Below are 14,055 nucleotides of genomic sequence, written 5' to 3' on the forward strand. Positions count from 1 at the left end.
TGCGGTGCGGTGCGGCGCGAGCGGCACCGACCGGGCAGGGAAACCGGAGCAAGGCAAGGGGGACGCGGTGCTCGTCGAGACACGTGCGGCGCGGCAGGTGGCGGTGGTGTTCTACGGACTGGTGCTCGCGGGCGGTGCCGGGCCGGCGGCGGCCTCGGCCCTGCTGGTCCCGCTGCCCGGCGCGCTCGCCGCCGGGCTCGGACTGCTGGCCGGCGCCGCCGGAACCCTGGACCTGACCCAGCGGTTCGCCACGGCCGGCCGGGAGCTGCGCGGGCTGCTCGGCTCCGTGGCGGCGGTCTGGACGGCGACCGCGGCCCTGCTGCTCGCCACGGGGGGCCCGGTAGCGCCCGGGTAAACCGGTGGCCCCCACGGCGGGGTGATCCGTACAGTCCCCGCATGGGAAAGCCGCTCGTCGCCCTGCTCAGCGGGGCCGGAATGTCCACCGACTCGGGAATCCCCGACTACCGCGGGCCGAACGGCCTGTGGCGCCGGGAGCCGGACGCCGAGAAGCTCGTCACGTACGACCACTACATGGCCGATCCGGAGATCCGGCGGCGGTCCTGGCTGATGCGCGCCGAGATCGGCGCGCTCGGTGCGAAGCCCAACGCCGCCCACTTCGCCGTGGCCGAACTGGAACGCGCGGGCATCCCGGTCCGCGTGCTCACGCAGAACGTGGACGGGCTGCACCAGCTCGCCGGGCTGCCGGACCGGAAGGTCTTCGAACTGCACGGCACGGCCCGGGCCGTGGTCTGCACCCGCTGTCAGGTCCGGTCCGGGATGGACGAGGCACTGGCCCGGGTGGCCGCGGGCGAACCCGATCCCGCGTGCACGGCCTGCGGCGGCGTCCTGAAGGCGGCCACCGTGATGTTCGGCGAACGGCTCGACCCCGAGGTGCTCGCGCAGGCCATGGCCGTGGCCAAGGGCTGCGAGGTCTTCATCGCGGTCGGTACCACCCTGCAGGTGCAGCCGGCCGCCTCGCTGGCCGGCATGGCGGCGGAGCACGGCGCGCGGCTGATCATCGTCAATGCAGAGGAGACCCCGTACGACCCCCTCGCCGAGGAGGTCGTACGCGAGCCGATCGGAACCGCGCTGCCCGCGCTGCTGCGGCGCATCGCCGCGGAGCCGAGGCCGTAGCGCAGGGACGGACGCCGGCGGCGGACCGGGGCGGAGGGCTGCTCCCCGCCGTCGGCGCACCGGGGCGGAAGGTTACTCCGCGCCGTCGGCGGCCCGCCGCATCGCCGCCACGTCGAGCTTCTTCATCCCCAGCATCGCCCGGGTGGCCCGGCCCGCGCGCTCCGGGTCCGGGTCTGCGATCAGCTCGATCGCCCCGGCCGGGATGACCTGCCAGGACACCCCGAAGCGGTCCCTCACCCAGCCGCAGGCGACCTCCTGCCCGCCGCCCGAGGTGAGGGCGTCCCAGTAGTAGTCGGCCTCCTCCTCGTCGGCGCAGTGGACCTGGAAGGAGATCGCCTCGTTGAAGGTGAACTCGGGACCGCCGTTGAGGGCGACGAACTTCTGGCCGTTGATCTCGAACTCCACGACCATGACCGATCCGGGCTCGCCGGGTCCCGCGTCGGTGTAGCGGCCGACCCGGCCGCGGGTGCCGTCCTTGAACACCGACAGGTAGTAGTCGGCGGCGGCCTCCGCCTGCCCGTCGAACCACAGGCACGTGGTGAAACCGGTGCTGCTCATCTTCTGCCTCCTGGTATGGGGGGGGGAACTCCCCCATACAGACCGGTCCCGGGCCCCGGACTCATCGGTCGGGGCCCGGGACCGGCCCGGGAAGCACTCGTCCGGCCCAGTGGCCGGCGGCCGCTACTTCGTGCCGAGCATCCGGTCGACGACCTTGGCGGTGGCGTCGCCCCGGTCGAGGTCGGCGAACCCGGCGCGGAAGGCGGCCCGCTTCTCCGCGTACTCCTCGCCCAGCGCGTCGGCGTCGCGCACGGCCGCGATCAGGCTGTCCGAGTCCGCCAGCAGCGGGCCGGGGGCCTTCTCCTCCAGGTCGAAGGTGAAGCCGCGCAGCGTGTCCCGGTAGTGCTCCAGGTCGTAGGCGAACACCAGGATCGGCTTGTCGGTGAGCGCGAAGTCGCACATCACGGAGGAGTAGTCGCTGATCAGTACGTCGGCGACGAGCAGCAGATCGGTGGTGTCGGGCCAGCGCGAGACGTCCTTGACGAAGCCGTCCCGGACGGCGTCGCGGACCTGCTCGTTGACCCGGTAGTGGCCGCGGACCAGCAGGACGTGGTCCTCGCCGAGCTCGCGCCGGGCGGCGTCGAGGTCGATGCGCAGGTCGAGCTTGTAGCCGCCGCTCCAGCCCTCGCGGTTCTCCCGCCAGGTCGGGGCGTACAGGACGACCTTCTTGCCCTCGGGTACGCCCAGCCGGCGGCGGACCTCGGCGGCCCGCTCCTCGTCCCGCTTCACCAGGACGTCCGTACGGGGGCTGCCGACCTCCAGCACCTCGCCCTTGAAGCCGAGGGCGCGCGTGAGCACCGGGGTGGCGAAGGAGCTCGGCGAGGCCAGCAGGGTCCACTGGGCACTGTCGTGCTCCAGGGCTTCCAGGACCGCGGGGCTGGTGTAGTAGTCGTGGATGTAGTCGAGGCCGATCTGCTTGAGCGGCGTGCCGTGCCAGGTCTGTACGACGGTCTGGCCCTCGCGGCGCTCGAACCAGCGCGGGACGCTGTCGTTGGTGACGAAGTACTTGGCGCGGGCCAGGAGTTCCCAGGCCTCCTGGGAGTGCGGGTCCACGGCGCGGGCGGTCGCGGGGACCTCGGCGCGGCCGTCGTTGACCAGCCAGACGTGCTCCAGCTTCTCGCCGCGGCGGACCAGCTCGTGGTGGACGGCCAGCGGGGAGTCGCCTACGCCGTTGCCCTGGAAGGTGGAGTAGACGACGACGTCGCGGAGCGGCGCGGTGCGCAGCTGCGGGTAGGTCTCGTCGCGCATGACGCGCTGGTGGTAGCGGGCCCGGTCGTGCGGGCTGCGCAGCGGGTCGGAGACCAGGGCCATGCGGTCGTGGAAGCGGGACTGGACGTGGATGCGGCGGCCGTCGACGGTGGCCGTGACCGGGCTCTCGCCCAGGGCGGGGGCGGTCATCTGGACGGGGGCGCCGCGGTCGACACCGAGGAGGCCCGCGGTGGTCCCGGCCTGGGAGACCGGGCGCAGGGTCGGCCACCAGCGGCCCTCGGGCAGGGTGGCGCGGCCGGCGTAGGACTCGGGGAGGACCGGGGTGAAGACCGCTTCGAAGCGGCCGTCGGCGGTGCTGACCGGGTAGGCGTACTCCTCGCCGCGCCAGTTGTGCAGGACGAGCTCGTACTCCTCGTCGGCGTGGGCGGACGGCTTGTGGAAGGTGCCGCCGAGGGTGATCACGCCGTTGTCGGTGCTCGCGCGCTCGACCAGCGGGGGCGAGGGCTGCATGCAGAACTGCAGGTGGCCGACTGCGGTGCGCTTGACGTAGAGGGCACGGCCGGTGGTGTCGCCGGGGACCGGCAGGACCAGGCCGTGGAATCCGCCGCGCTCGTCGTGCGCAAGGTCCAGGCGGGTGCCGTCCGCCTTCTCGACGGAGACCGACCACGGCTCGGGGGTCCAGTGGCCGGGTTCGGTCTCGCGGTCGGGCACGGCGGCCAGCCCGTCGAGCGGGACCCGCACGGTGAAGGGGGTGCGGCCGTTGCCGGCGAGCGAGCCGGGCTGCAGCGGGAAGGTGGCGACCTTGCCGGTGTGCTGGTGCTCGGCGCGCAGCACGGCGCCGTCCCCGGGGTGTTCGGCGAGTTCGCCGCCGAGCTCGAAGGCTTCGGCGCCGGCGGTGCGGGCCTCGGTGACCCGGGCCTTGACGTTCTGCACCTTCAGGGACAGGGCGCTGCCGGCGGTGGAGGCCACGATGCGGACGTCCTGGTCGACCCAGTGGGCCGGCGGGGCCTGGGCGCTGTCGTGGTCACCGGCCATGAGCCGGGCCTGGTAGGGGATGGCCACGTCCTTGACGACGATGGAGGCGTTCCAGACGCCGTCCTGCCAGCGGCCGCCCTGCTGGAAGGCGGTCGGGTCGAGGACGGCGGTGAAGCCGGACCAGTCGGCGTGGCGCAGGGCGAGGTGCGCGTGGGTGGCGCTGACCTGCGGGTCGGCGACGGTGCGGGCGCCGACGACGACCTTGCGGCGCTGGCCCTTCTCGCGGAAGACCAGCTTCTTGCGGGAGCGGAGCCGGCTCTCGGCGCCGAGCTGGCCGGGGAAGCCGAAGCCGCGCAGGAGCAGCTTGCCGTCGGCCCACTTGACCGTTTCCAGGCCGCTGACCAGGCGGCGCTCGGGGCGGCCGACGGCGAGCAGCGGCGCCGGGACCGGCGGACGGCCCTGCAGGAAGGGGTAGTCGGCCTGCGGGCGGGCGAGGCCCTTGACCGGGATGCTCCAGGAGAAGTCGTCCTGGTGCTTGAGCAGGGCGATGAAGTCCTCGACGCGTCCCTCGCGGGCGAAGTACGCCTTGAGGCGGTCGCCGACGGTGAGGTCGGCCCAGGGCCGGGTGCCGATCTCGCGGACCAGGCCGCCGACGTCCTTGACGAAGGCGGCGCGGAAGTCCTCGCCGCCCTCGGGTACGTACTTGTAGATCAGCGGGAGTTCCTCGACGAGCACGTTGTGGTCGTACTCGCGCAGGTACTTGGCGTAGACCGGGCCTTCCTTGGCCTGGAGGGACTCGCGGACCAGGCGCACGGAGGTCACGCGGTCGGTGAGGGAGACCGGGTCGGTGGAGCGCTGGGTGATGGAGCGCTCGCCGGTCTCGCGGACCCGCCAGTGGTAGACGACGTCGCTGAGGATGTCGACGTTCTCGGCGAAGTAGTGGGCGGGGATGCTGACCGGGGCGTCCTCGTAGAGGATGCCCTCGGGGTACTGGAAGCCGTGCTCGTCCCAGAAGGTGCGGCGGTAGACCTTGTTCCAGGCGGTGCGGTCGGTGACCAGCGGCGCGAACTTGGAGATGTGGGTCTTCAGCCGGGTCCTCGCGAACGGCGCCTTGTGTCCCCAGGACTGGTTCATGCCGACCGAGCGGAAGCGGAGCACGTTGCCCGCGACGAAGTCGGAGCCCGTCGCGTCCAGGCTGTCGATCATCAGCTGATAGGCGTTGTCCGGCATGGTGTCGTCGCTGTCGACGAAGGCGAGGAACTCGCTGCCCTCGGAGATGTGGCGGGCGCCGACGTTGCGCGCGGCACCGAGTCCCGCGTTCTCCTGCATGACCAGGCGGAACCGCTTGTCCTTGGCGGCGAAGGCCTTGGCTATGACCGCGCTGGAGTCGGTCGAGCCGTCGTCGACCATGACGACTTCGAAGTCGCGGAACGTCTGGGCGGCCAGGGAGTCCAGGCACTCGTCGAGGTAGAGCTCAACGTTGTACACGGGGACGACGATGCTCAGGCGCGGTGACATGGGGTGCGAGCTCTCCAGCGGGCTTTGTCAGTCAATGATCAGCTAAGTACAACATCTTACGCGGTAACGACTTTGTGAAGTCCGGGCAAATCAGTACATTTCGCCAGATGTCAGTGAGGCGGGCGGCCAGATTTAAGCCGCCCGCCGCTGGACTGTGACCCGCTGGTGACAGCTCCGTTGACGACGCTCAGACCTCCAGGCCCGATTCGATCTGCCGGAGCTGGTGACGGGCCATCGCGAGGTTGGCCCGCTTCTTGTCCAGGGCGAGGTAGAGGAAGAGGCCCTGGGAGTTGCGGCCCTTGAGGAGCCGGATCAGGTGGTACTGGCCGCCGAGGGTGATCAGGATGTCCTCGATGTCGTCCTGGAGGTTCAGCAGCTCCATCGTGCGGACCTTGGCGCGCACCACGTCGGTGTTGCCCGCGGCGGCGACGTTGAGGTCGAGGTCCTTTCCTCCGCCCGCCGTCCCGAGGGCCATGCCGCTGCTGTAGTCGACGAGGGCGGCGCCGATCGCGCCGTCGATGGTGGTGGTGGCTTCCTTGAGGACCGTGTCGACGTTCGCCATGGGGATTCTCCGTTTCGATCGGGTACGCGGGTTCGTTGCCGTGTCGGGGACGGTGGTGTCCGGGAGTGCGGCGTTCTTCGGGAATGCAGGGTTCTTCGGGAATGCGGGGTTCTTCGGGAATGCGGCGTTCAGGGGCGCCCGCCGGGGCCCCGGCGGGCGAGGCTGGTGTCGATCAGTCCGGCTATGTGCAGGCTGGAGCGGCGGGCTTCCAGGTGGAGGCGGCCGACGTTGGCGCGGGGCTCGGCGAGCAGGGTGAGGACGGCGGCCTCGCCCGCGGCGTAGGTGGCGATGTAGCCGTGCTCCCCGCGGACGAGCAGTTCACGGAAGGCGCCCTGCCCGGTGGTGTCCGCCAGTCGCTGGGCGACCCCGAGGGCGGCGGCCGTGAGCGCGGCCACCGCCTCGGCCTCGGTGGTCGCGGAGTCCTGGGCCAGCACCAGGCCGTCGGCACTGGCGGCGAGGGCTCCGGTGAGCTGGGGGACGCGGGCCCGCAGCCGCCGGAGCTCGGCGAGTATCTCGGTCTCGGCTTCGGCGGGAACCGTCACCGTTCTCCTTTCGGGCTGGCGCCGGTCGGAACGCGGCCGCAGCGGGAGCCTCACAGGCTTGCCTCCAGGGCGTCGCGGAGCCGGCGGAGCAGGGCCACGTCCGGGCTCTGCGCTTCGGTGACCCAGTCGGGCAGGGGGGGCACGGCCGGTCGGGGGGCCGGCGCGTGCGGGGTCTCGACCAGTCCGGCCGCGGCGAGCCGCCGTACGTCGAGCAGCGTGTGGAAGGCCGGCCGGCCCAGGGCCCAGGCCAGCTGGGCGGGGGTCCGTACGCCGTCCGCGTGGCGGAGCAGGATCCGCTGGCGGGTGGTGACCGTCTGTCCGGGGGCGGCCTGCCGGGGCACCACCGGGGCGATGTCGAGGGTGGGGTAGGGCCAGACCGCGTCGAGGAGTTCGCGGCGCCGCCGGGTCTCGCGCTCCACGGCCTCGGCGGGGACGGAGCGCACCCGGCCTATCCAGTGGGTGGCGCCGCGCCGGAAGCGGGACGGGCCGGAGCCGGGCGAGAGGGCGAAGAACGCCGCGTCGTACATGGCGGCGAGGTGGCATATCTCCAGTTCGCCGTCGGCCAGACCGCCGCTGTCCACCAGGAAGCGGGCCACCTGGCGGCGGGCTCCGGCCCGGTCCACGGCCTCCCGCCAGCGTTCCGGGGCGAGTCCGCCGCCGGTGGTCAGCAGCACGTCCAGGCCGGGGGTGGCGGGGCTCTCCGCGTGCACGACGCGTCCGTTCTCCAGGAACAGGGTGCCGCGGTCCCTCAGCAGGGCTCCGGTGGCCCGCTCGGCGGCGAGCCGGGTCAGCAGGGGCGAGACGACCGCGCAGTCGGCGGCCGGGCGGGCGGCGCTCATCTCAGCACCAGCCCTTCGGCGAGATCGCGGAGTCTGATCCGGGCGAGGGCGAGGTTGCCCTCCGCTCTGTCCAGCCAGAGATGGAGGAAGACGCTGCTGTCGAAGCTGGTGTTCACGAAGCGCAGCACGTGGTATCCGGTGCGGGTGGTGACGATCAGGTCCTCGACCGGTGGCCCGTCGGCCCCCGGGGCCCCCTCCGTCCCCCCGGTCGTCCTGCCGCCCGGTCTGCCGTCCGGGACCTCCGCGGCGGACCGGAAGGTAGGCTCGGGGGGTGGTCCGGCGGAGGCGAAGGATTCGTATTCCGCGGCGGCCCGGGCCAGTTCGGCGGTTTCCGCCGCCGTGGTCTCGTGGTCGCCGACGGGCGACTCCCCCACGGTGCCGAGGGCCAGCCCGCTGCTCCAGTCCACCAGCGCGGCGCCCCGGGCACCGGGCAGGGTCATGGCTTGCAGCAGGCACTCGTCGATCCCGGGCACGCGGGCTCCCCTCCCGGCCAGATGTTCCGTAGCGCACAGTCGTACGGCGGCGACACAGAGGAACTTACTGAAGTTCCGCACTACGGAAGGGGGTTCTGGCATTTTCCAGCGGAACATGCGCGGAAGGTGACTCGGATTGGCCGAATCCGGCCGAGGGTGGTCACATCGCGAGCGGAAGCGTCCTCACAGTGCCCGGGCCTGGCCGGATCGGGCGGCCGGTCCTCAGCGAGCGCGTCGGCCGAGGCGTTCGGCGGACGCGCACAGCGCCAGACCCAGCACGGCCATCACGGCGTAGCCGAACACCTCCTGTCCGGTGGGGAGGAGGAAGCGGAGGAAGCCGAAGAGGCGGATCCAGCCGAACCATTCGTGGAGCAGGCCGCTGACGGCGCCGATGAAGAGGAGGAAGCCGGCGCCGCCGACGAAGCCCTTGGCGGAGGCGGGGCGGGGGGCCGGAGAGTTCGAGGAAGTCATGCCCGAACGGTAGGAAGGGCCGGGCCCGCGGGGCATCGGGCTTCGGGTGGCGGACCGGTGACCAAAGAAGGCGGCCCGGGACGCGCGTGTCGTACTTGAGTCGCGGCGTGCGCGCCGGAGGTCTTTCGGCAGGGCTCCCGGGCGCCGGAACGGTGCCCTCCCCGCATAGATTTCCCGGCATGCGCACTGCTCACCACAGCCGCCGGGACCGGGCGGCCGACCTGGGACTGTTCCTCCTCGCCGCCTTCGTCGCGGTCCTCAGCACACGCGCCGTACCGGCCGGCGAGGAGTACGCCGGCACCTGGCGGACCGCCGACCAGCTGCTCGGCGCGCTGGGCTGCGCCGCGGTGTTCCTGCGCCGCCGGTGGCCGGTCCGGCTGGCCGTGGTGCTGCTCCTCGGGGGCGGTGTGGCGCACTATCTGACCGGGCCGGCGCTGGTGGCGGTGTTCACGGTGGCCGCGAGCCGCCCCTGGCGGGTGACCGCGTGGGTGACCGCGCTGGCCTTCGCCCCGCTGCCGGTCTTCCTGTGGCGGCTGCCGGAACTGGCGGAGGACCGGGCCGGGTCGGCCGTGACGTACTTCGTGCTGATCGCCGGGGCCGTGGGCTGGGGCCTCTTCCGGCGGTCCCGGCAGCAGCTGATCACCTCGCTGCGGGAGCGGGCCGAACTGGCCGAGGCGGACGCGGCCCTGCGGGCAGAGCGGGCGCAGCAGACGGCGCGGGAGGAGATCGCCCGCGAGATGCACGACGTCCTCGGGCACCGGCTGTCGCTGCTGAGCCTGCACGCGGGTGCGCTGGAGTTCAATCCGGGGGCGCCGCGGGCGGAGATCGAGCGGGCGGCCGGGGTGATCCGGGAGTCGGCCCACCTGGCCCTGCAGGACCTGCGCGAGGTGATCGGCGTCCTGCGGGCCCCGCCCGGGGAGTTCGGCGACCGTCCGCAGCCCGGGCTCGGTGACGTGGCCGGGCTGGTGGCGGAGTCCCGGCAGGCGGGCATGCGCATCGAGTTCGACGGGCAGCCGGAGCCGACAGGCGCTGCGGAGGACGGTGGTGAGGGGGACGGCGGGACGGGGGATGGCGGTGCGCCGGACCGCGGGGTGCCGGACCGCGGGGTGCCGGACCGCGGGGTGGCGGACAACCGGGCGGCGGACGGCGGGGCCCGGGCCGCTCCGGAGCCCCCGCCGGTCGTCGGCCGGGCGGCGTACCGGATCGTCCAGGAAGCACTGACGAACGCACGCCGGCACGCACCCGGCGCGCCGGTCCGCCTGACGGTGTCGGGCGGGCCCGGGGACGGCCTGACCGTACGGGTATCCAATCCGCTGCGCGGTGGGGTTTCCGGTGGGGCGTCCTTCGCGGCTGCAGGTGCGGCGTCCGACGGGGCGTCCGGTCCGTCGACGGCCGCGGCCGGTACGGCTCCTGCCGGCGGTGGGCAGGGGCTGGTCGGCCTGGCCGAGCGCGCCCGGCTGACCGGCGGCCGGTGCGCGCACGGGACGGCGGACGGGGAGTTCGTGATCTCCGCCTGGCTACCCTGGGAATCTCCCGAACCAGGACTGTGAGGTACCGCCCGTGATCCGGCTGCTGCTGGTCGACGACGACCCCATCGTGCGCGCCGGGCTGCGGCTGATGCTCGGCGGGGCCCCGGACCTGGAGGTCGTCGCCGAGGCGGCCGACGGCGCCGAGGTGCCCGCGCTGGTCACGGCGCACTCCCCCACGGTCGTTCTGATGGACATCCGCATGCCCGGGACCGACGGACTGGCCGCGACCGAGGCGCTGCGGGCCCGGCCGGACGCGCCCGAGGTGATCGTGCTGACCACCTTCGACACCGATGACCACGTCCTGCGGGCGCTGCGCGCCGGGGCGGCCGGCTTCCTGCTCAAGGACACCCCGCCGCAGGAGATCGTCACGGCGGTGCGGAAGGTGGCGGGCGGGGAGCCGGTGCTGTCGCCCTCCGTCACCCAGCAGCTGATCGACCGGGTCGCGGGCGCGGTCCCGGCCGGCCGGGACGACCGCGCCGAGAGGGCGCGGGCCCGGCTGGCCCTGCTCGGCAGCCGGGAACGGGACGTGGCGCTCGCGGTCGGGCGCGGGAGCTCCAACGCGGAGATCGCCCGTGAGCTGTACATGTCCCTGCCGACGGTGAAGACCCATGTCTCCCGGATCCTGACCAAGCTGGACCTGAACAACCGGGTGCAGATCGCCCTCCTGGTGCACGACGCGGGCGAGTCCGGCCCGGCCTGACCCGGCCCTCCGGCGGTCGGCGGCGGACCGGCCGCGGGGCGGCCGCGGATCGGTTCGCGGACCGGTCGCGGATCAGTTCGCGCCGGTCACGAAAGCGGGCAGCAGCGCCTCCGCGACCAGACGGCGCGGCAGCGACAGCCCGAAGCGGTCTTCCAGCATGGTCAGGGTGCGCCGGGCGCGATCGTCGTCCGGCTCGTGTTCGGGCCGGGCATCGGTGCCGTCGGGGTGGAGTATGCCCGCGGAGACGAGCTCCGGCAGCAGGAAGTCCGGCTGGTGTCCGCCCCGCCACACCTCCTCGCCGAGCCCGAAGCAGCAGACCACCGCGCCGTCGCGGGCGTACCAGAACTGCCTGGGCGGGTGATCGGGCTGCGGGTCCAGGTGTACGGCCTCGGTGCCGTCACGGCCGATCTCGGCCAGCAGATCCGCACCCGCCGGGGCGCCGTGCTCCACCGCGAAGGACCAGTCTCCCCAGGTCCCGACGCGGGCCACGCCTTCCCCGTCCACCGCGTCCATCGCGAGGCTCCAGGCATCGGAGGCACCGAGATCGCCCGGGCGCAGGCCGGGCACCGCACCGAGTCGGGCGGCGAGCTCCTCGGGGTCGATGCCCCGGGCAAAGGTCAGTCCCGCGTACCAGTCCGGCCAGTCGGCCAGCCATGCGATGCCGTGCTCCACGGTGCCTCCCGAGGTGCGGTCGGTTCCCCCGGCACACCACGATACGTCCCGCCGGGATCCGGACCGGGGGCCTGTGGATTACGGTTCCGACCGCAACGGGTCACGGTTTCACCGGCCGCGGGTCGCGGCCTCACCGACCGCGACGGAGCACGGTTCCGTGAGGCACGGTCCCACCACCCGCGATCCCGCCACCCGCGGTCCCCCGGCCGCGGATCACGTGTCCGACGGGAGCAGTCGCGCGACCATGGAGTCGATCAGCCCGTCGACCGGGTAGGGGTCGAGCAGCGCGGGCACGGTCAGGTCGTCCACGATCAGCCCCAGCATCGCCAGGTACAGCAGCACCACACCGGTCCGGTCGCCCGGCAGTCCGGCGTCCAGGTGCCAGGCCACGTTGTCCTCCAGCTCGGCCGCCAGGAAGCCGGCCAGCTCTTCCCGGAGCTCCGGCCGCCGGGTGGCCTCCAGCCGCAGCTCCAGCATCGCGATGTGCACGCTGCGCTCGCGCCGCATCCGGGCGAGCAGGTCGCGCAGCAGGTCCGCGGTGTCCAGCGGACCGGTCAGCACGGACTCGTCGGGCACCAGCCGCTCACGGGTCCGGCGCAGGATCTGTCCGAGCAGCTGGGCCCGGTTGACGAAGTAGTTCGAGGCGGTGCCGGTCGGCACGCCCGCCTCCTTGTCCACCGCCCGCAGGGTCAGTCCGCGCGAGCCCTCGCCGGCGAGGACCTCGATGGCGGCGTCGAGCAGTGCGGCGCGGCGCTCCGGGTTCTGGCGCACGGTGTCCTTCCCTGGGGCGGATCTGGCACGTGGATGCTGCGGGCGGTGCGTGCCGCACGGCGTCCATGCCGCGGTGCGTCAGTACTGCAAGTGCAGTGCTCCGCTCACGTTAGCCCATGCCCGTCCGGTCGTTCCGCTCCCGGCCGGGACCCGCGCCTGGCCGACTCCAGCAGGTAGGGGACGTCGATCACCGCCACCTCCGGGGTGAACAGCAGCCGGGCCTTGAGCCGCAGCGCGATCTGGTTGTGCAGCGGCTGCTCCCACCAGCGGCCGACCACGAACTCGGGGATCACCACCGACAGCACCCCGCCGGGCTCGCGGGCAGCGAGTTCCTGCAGATGGGTCAGCACCGGGCGGACCACCTCGCGGTAGGGCGAGTGCAGGATCGTCAGCGGCATTCCGGGGTCGTGCTCCGCCCACTGCGCGCGCAGCTCCGCGGCCGCGGTCTCGTCGGCGGCCACGCTCAGCGCCGTCAGCGTGTCCGGCCGCAGCGCCTCGGCGAACCCGAGGGCCTTGAGGGTGGGCGCGTGCACGGAGGAGACCAGGACCACCACGTGGTGCCGGGCCGGCTTGCGCGGCCTCACCCCGGGGGCGACCTCGACCTGCCGGGCGACCTGGTCGTAGTGGCGCCGTACGGTCCGCATGCCGAGGAACAGCAGCGGCATGGCGATGACCACCAGCCAGGCGCCGTGGGTGAACTTGGTGATGAGGACGATGACCAGGACCACGCAGGTCATGGTGGCGCCGACCGCGTTGATGGCGCGGCTGCGGTGGATCCGTACGCGCTCCCCGGCCGGGGTGGCGGGGTCGGCGAGCACCCGGTTCCAGTGCCGCACCATGCCCGACTGGGAGAGCGTGAAGGAGACGAAGACCCCGATGATGTAGAGCTGGATCAGGCGGGTCAGGTTGGCGTCGAAGGCGACGATCAGGGCGATGGCGGTGAGCGCCAGCAGCACGATGCCGTTGGAGTAGACGAGGCGGTCACCCCGGTTGGCGAGCTGGCGCGGTGCGAACCCGTCCCGGGCCAGGATCGAGGCGAGCATCGGGAAGCCGTTGAAGGCGGTGTTCGCGGCGAGGATCAGCACCCCGGCGGTGGCCGCCTGGAGCAGGTAGAAGAGGAAGTGCCAGTCCCCGAAGGTGGCCCGGCCGATCTGGGCGAGGGCGGTGGAGGTCGGCGTCCCGGGCGGCAGCCCGAGCTCCGTCGGGTCCGCCGCCACGTGCACCTGGTACACCATGGCCAGCGCGGTGATGCCGGAGAACATGGTGACCGAGAGGGCTCCCATGGCGGCCAGGGTGGTGGCCGCGTTGCGGCTCTTGGGCTTGCGGAAGGCGGGTACCCCGTTGCTGATGGCCTCCACGCCCGTGAGCGCGGTGCAGCCCGAGGCGAAGGCCCGCATCGTGAGCAGCACCACGGCCAGTCCGGTGAAGCTTCCGGCCGGGATGATGGGCAGGTCGGCGGATTCGGCGCGGATGGTCTGGCCGGTCCCGAGACGGACCGCGGCCACCGCGAACATCACGTAGACGACGAGGACGAACCCGTAGGTGGGGATGGCGAAGACGCGTCCCGACTCGCGCACCCCGCGCAGGTTCATCACCGTCAGCAGCACCACGAAGCCGACGGACAGGGCGACTTCGTGGTCGCTCAGGGCGGGGATCGCGGAGGTGACTGCGTCGACCCCGGAGACGACGGAGACGGCCACGGTGAGGACGTAGTCGACGAGCAGGGCGCTCGCTGCGGTCAGTGCGGCGGACTGGCCCAGGTTCTCCTTGCTGACGACGTACGCCCCGCCGCCGTTGGGGTAGGCGTGGCAGGTCTGCCGGTAGGAGGCGACGACGACCACCAGCAGGAAGACGATCGCGGCGGCCGCGTACCAGGCGAGGTGGAGCAGGGCCACCCCGCCGAGGGCGAGGATCAGCAGGATCTCCTCGGTGGCGTACGCGACCGAGGAGAGCGGGTCGCTGCAGAAGATCGGCAGGGCGAGCCGTTTGGGGAGCAGGGTCTCGCCCAGCCGGGCGGAGTCGAGCGGTTCGCCGACCAGCACGCGTTTCGGATTGATGCGCCTCATTCCGGCATGATCGTTGATGATCACGCGGTTTCGTCC

The 14,055-nt window shown here is 72.9% G+C and carries 14 protein-coding genes; 4 read left to right on the forward strand and 10 right to left on the reverse strand.

Going from position 1 to position 14,055, the window contains the following annotated elements; all coding sequences use genetic code 11:
* The first annotated feature begins 67 nt into the window (after positions 1 to 67).
* Both AB0O36_RS07025 and AB0O36_RS07030 read left to right on the forward strand, forming a co-directional pair.
* A complete protein-coding gene (locus AB0O36_RS07025; protein ID WP_365105197.1) occupies positions 68 to 355 on the forward strand; it encodes a hypothetical protein in 288 nt (95 codons plus the stop codon).
* 41 nt (positions 356 to 396) lie between these two features.
* Entirely contained in the window at positions 397 to 1,134 is a 738-nt protein-coding gene (locus AB0O36_RS07030) for a Sir2 family NAD-dependent protein deacetylase (RefSeq protein ID WP_365105200.1), read from the forward strand.
* Positions 1,135 to 1,206: 72 nt separating this feature from the next.
* Here the strand turns inward: AB0O36_RS07030 and AB0O36_RS07035 are convergent, their stop codons facing one another.
* From AB0O36_RS07035 to AB0O36_RS07065, 7 genes are all read right to left on the reverse strand, one after another.
* A complete protein-coding gene (locus AB0O36_RS07035) occupies positions 1,207 to 1,692 on the reverse strand; it encodes a VOC family protein (RefSeq protein WP_365105202.1) in 486 nt (161 codons plus the stop codon).
* 123 nt (positions 1,693 to 1,815) lie between these two features.
* A complete protein-coding gene (locus tag AB0O36_RS07040; protein ID WP_365105205.1) occupies positions 1,816 to 5,394 on the reverse strand; it encodes a bifunctional glycosyltransferase family 2 protein/CDP-glycerol:glycerophosphate glycerophosphotransferase in 3,579 nt (1,192 codons plus the stop codon).
* A gap of 187 nt (positions 5,395 to 5,581) precedes the next feature.
* Positions 5,582 to 5,956: a hypothetical protein gene (locus AB0O36_RS07045; protein WP_365105208.1), complete on the reverse strand. Its 375-nt coding sequence runs from the start codon at positions 5,954 to 5,956 to the stop codon at positions 5,582 to 5,584.
* Between the two features lie 128 nt (positions 5,957 to 6,084).
* Positions 6,085 to 6,498, reverse strand: coding sequence for a roadblock/LC7 domain-containing protein (locus AB0O36_RS07050; protein ID WP_365105211.1), 414 nt, complete (start codon positions 6,496 to 6,498; stop codon positions 6,085 to 6,087).
* A 50-nt stretch (positions 6,499 to 6,548) separates the two neighbouring features.
* Positions 6,549 to 7,337, reverse strand: coding sequence for a transcriptional regulator (locus AB0O36_RS07055; protein ID WP_365105213.1), 789 nt, complete (start codon positions 7,335 to 7,337; stop codon positions 6,549 to 6,551).
* Positions 7,334 to 7,810, reverse strand: a complete 477-nt coding sequence (locus tag AB0O36_RS07060) for a hypothetical protein (protein WP_365105216.1) — start codon at positions 7,808 to 7,810, stop codon at positions 7,334 to 7,336. The genes AB0O36_RS07055 and AB0O36_RS07060 overlap by 4 nt, the downstream gene beginning before the upstream one ends.
* A gap of 222 nt (positions 7,811 to 8,032) precedes the next feature.
* Positions 8,033 to 8,281, reverse strand: coding sequence for a hypothetical protein (locus AB0O36_RS07065; protein WP_365105218.1), 249 nt, complete (start codon positions 8,279 to 8,281; stop codon positions 8,033 to 8,035).
* A gap of 179 nt (positions 8,282 to 8,460) precedes the next feature.
* Between AB0O36_RS07065 and AB0O36_RS07070 the strand changes: the two genes are divergently transcribed.
* Entirely contained in the window at positions 8,461 to 9,831 is a 1,371-nt protein-coding gene (locus AB0O36_RS07070; RefSeq protein WP_365105220.1) for a histidine kinase, read from the forward strand.
* Between the two features lie 10 nt (positions 9,832 to 9,841).
* The gene (locus tag AB0O36_RS07075) at positions 9,842 to 10,510 is read left to right on the forward strand and encodes a response regulator transcription factor (RefSeq protein ID WP_365105223.1); all 669 of its coding nucleotides are present in this window, start codon (positions 9,842 to 9,844) and stop codon (positions 10,508 to 10,510) included.
* A 72-nt stretch (positions 10,511 to 10,582) separates the two neighbouring features.
* On the opposite strand, the gene AB0O36_RS07080 is transcribed toward AB0O36_RS07075, so the two are convergent.
* The 3 genes from AB0O36_RS07080 to AB0O36_RS07090 form a co-directional block, all read right to left on the reverse strand.
* Positions 10,583 to 11,182 carry a DUF6461 domain-containing protein gene (locus tag AB0O36_RS07080; protein WP_365105226.1) on the reverse strand — a complete coding sequence of 200 codons (600 nt, stop codon included), beginning with the start codon at positions 11,180 to 11,182 and terminating at the stop codon, positions 10,583 to 10,585.
* A gap of 213 nt (positions 11,183 to 11,395) precedes the next feature.
* Positions 11,396 to 11,953 carry a TetR family transcriptional regulator gene (locus tag AB0O36_RS07085; protein WP_365105228.1) on the reverse strand — a complete coding sequence of 186 codons (558 nt, stop codon included), beginning with the start codon at positions 11,951 to 11,953 and terminating at the stop codon, positions 11,396 to 11,398.
* Between the two features lie 104 nt (positions 11,954 to 12,057).
* On the reverse strand, positions 12,058 to 14,019 hold the full coding sequence (locus tag AB0O36_RS07090) for an APC family permease (RefSeq protein ID WP_365105231.1): 1,962 nt from the start codon (positions 14,017 to 14,019) through the stop codon (positions 12,058 to 12,060).
* Positions 14,020 to 14,055 lie beyond the last annotated feature (36 nt).

Source organism: Streptomyces sp. NPDC089799, from assembly GCF_040684755.1.
Classification (GTDB): domain Bacteria; phylum Actinomycetota; class Actinomycetes; order Streptomycetales; family Streptomycetaceae; genus Streptomyces.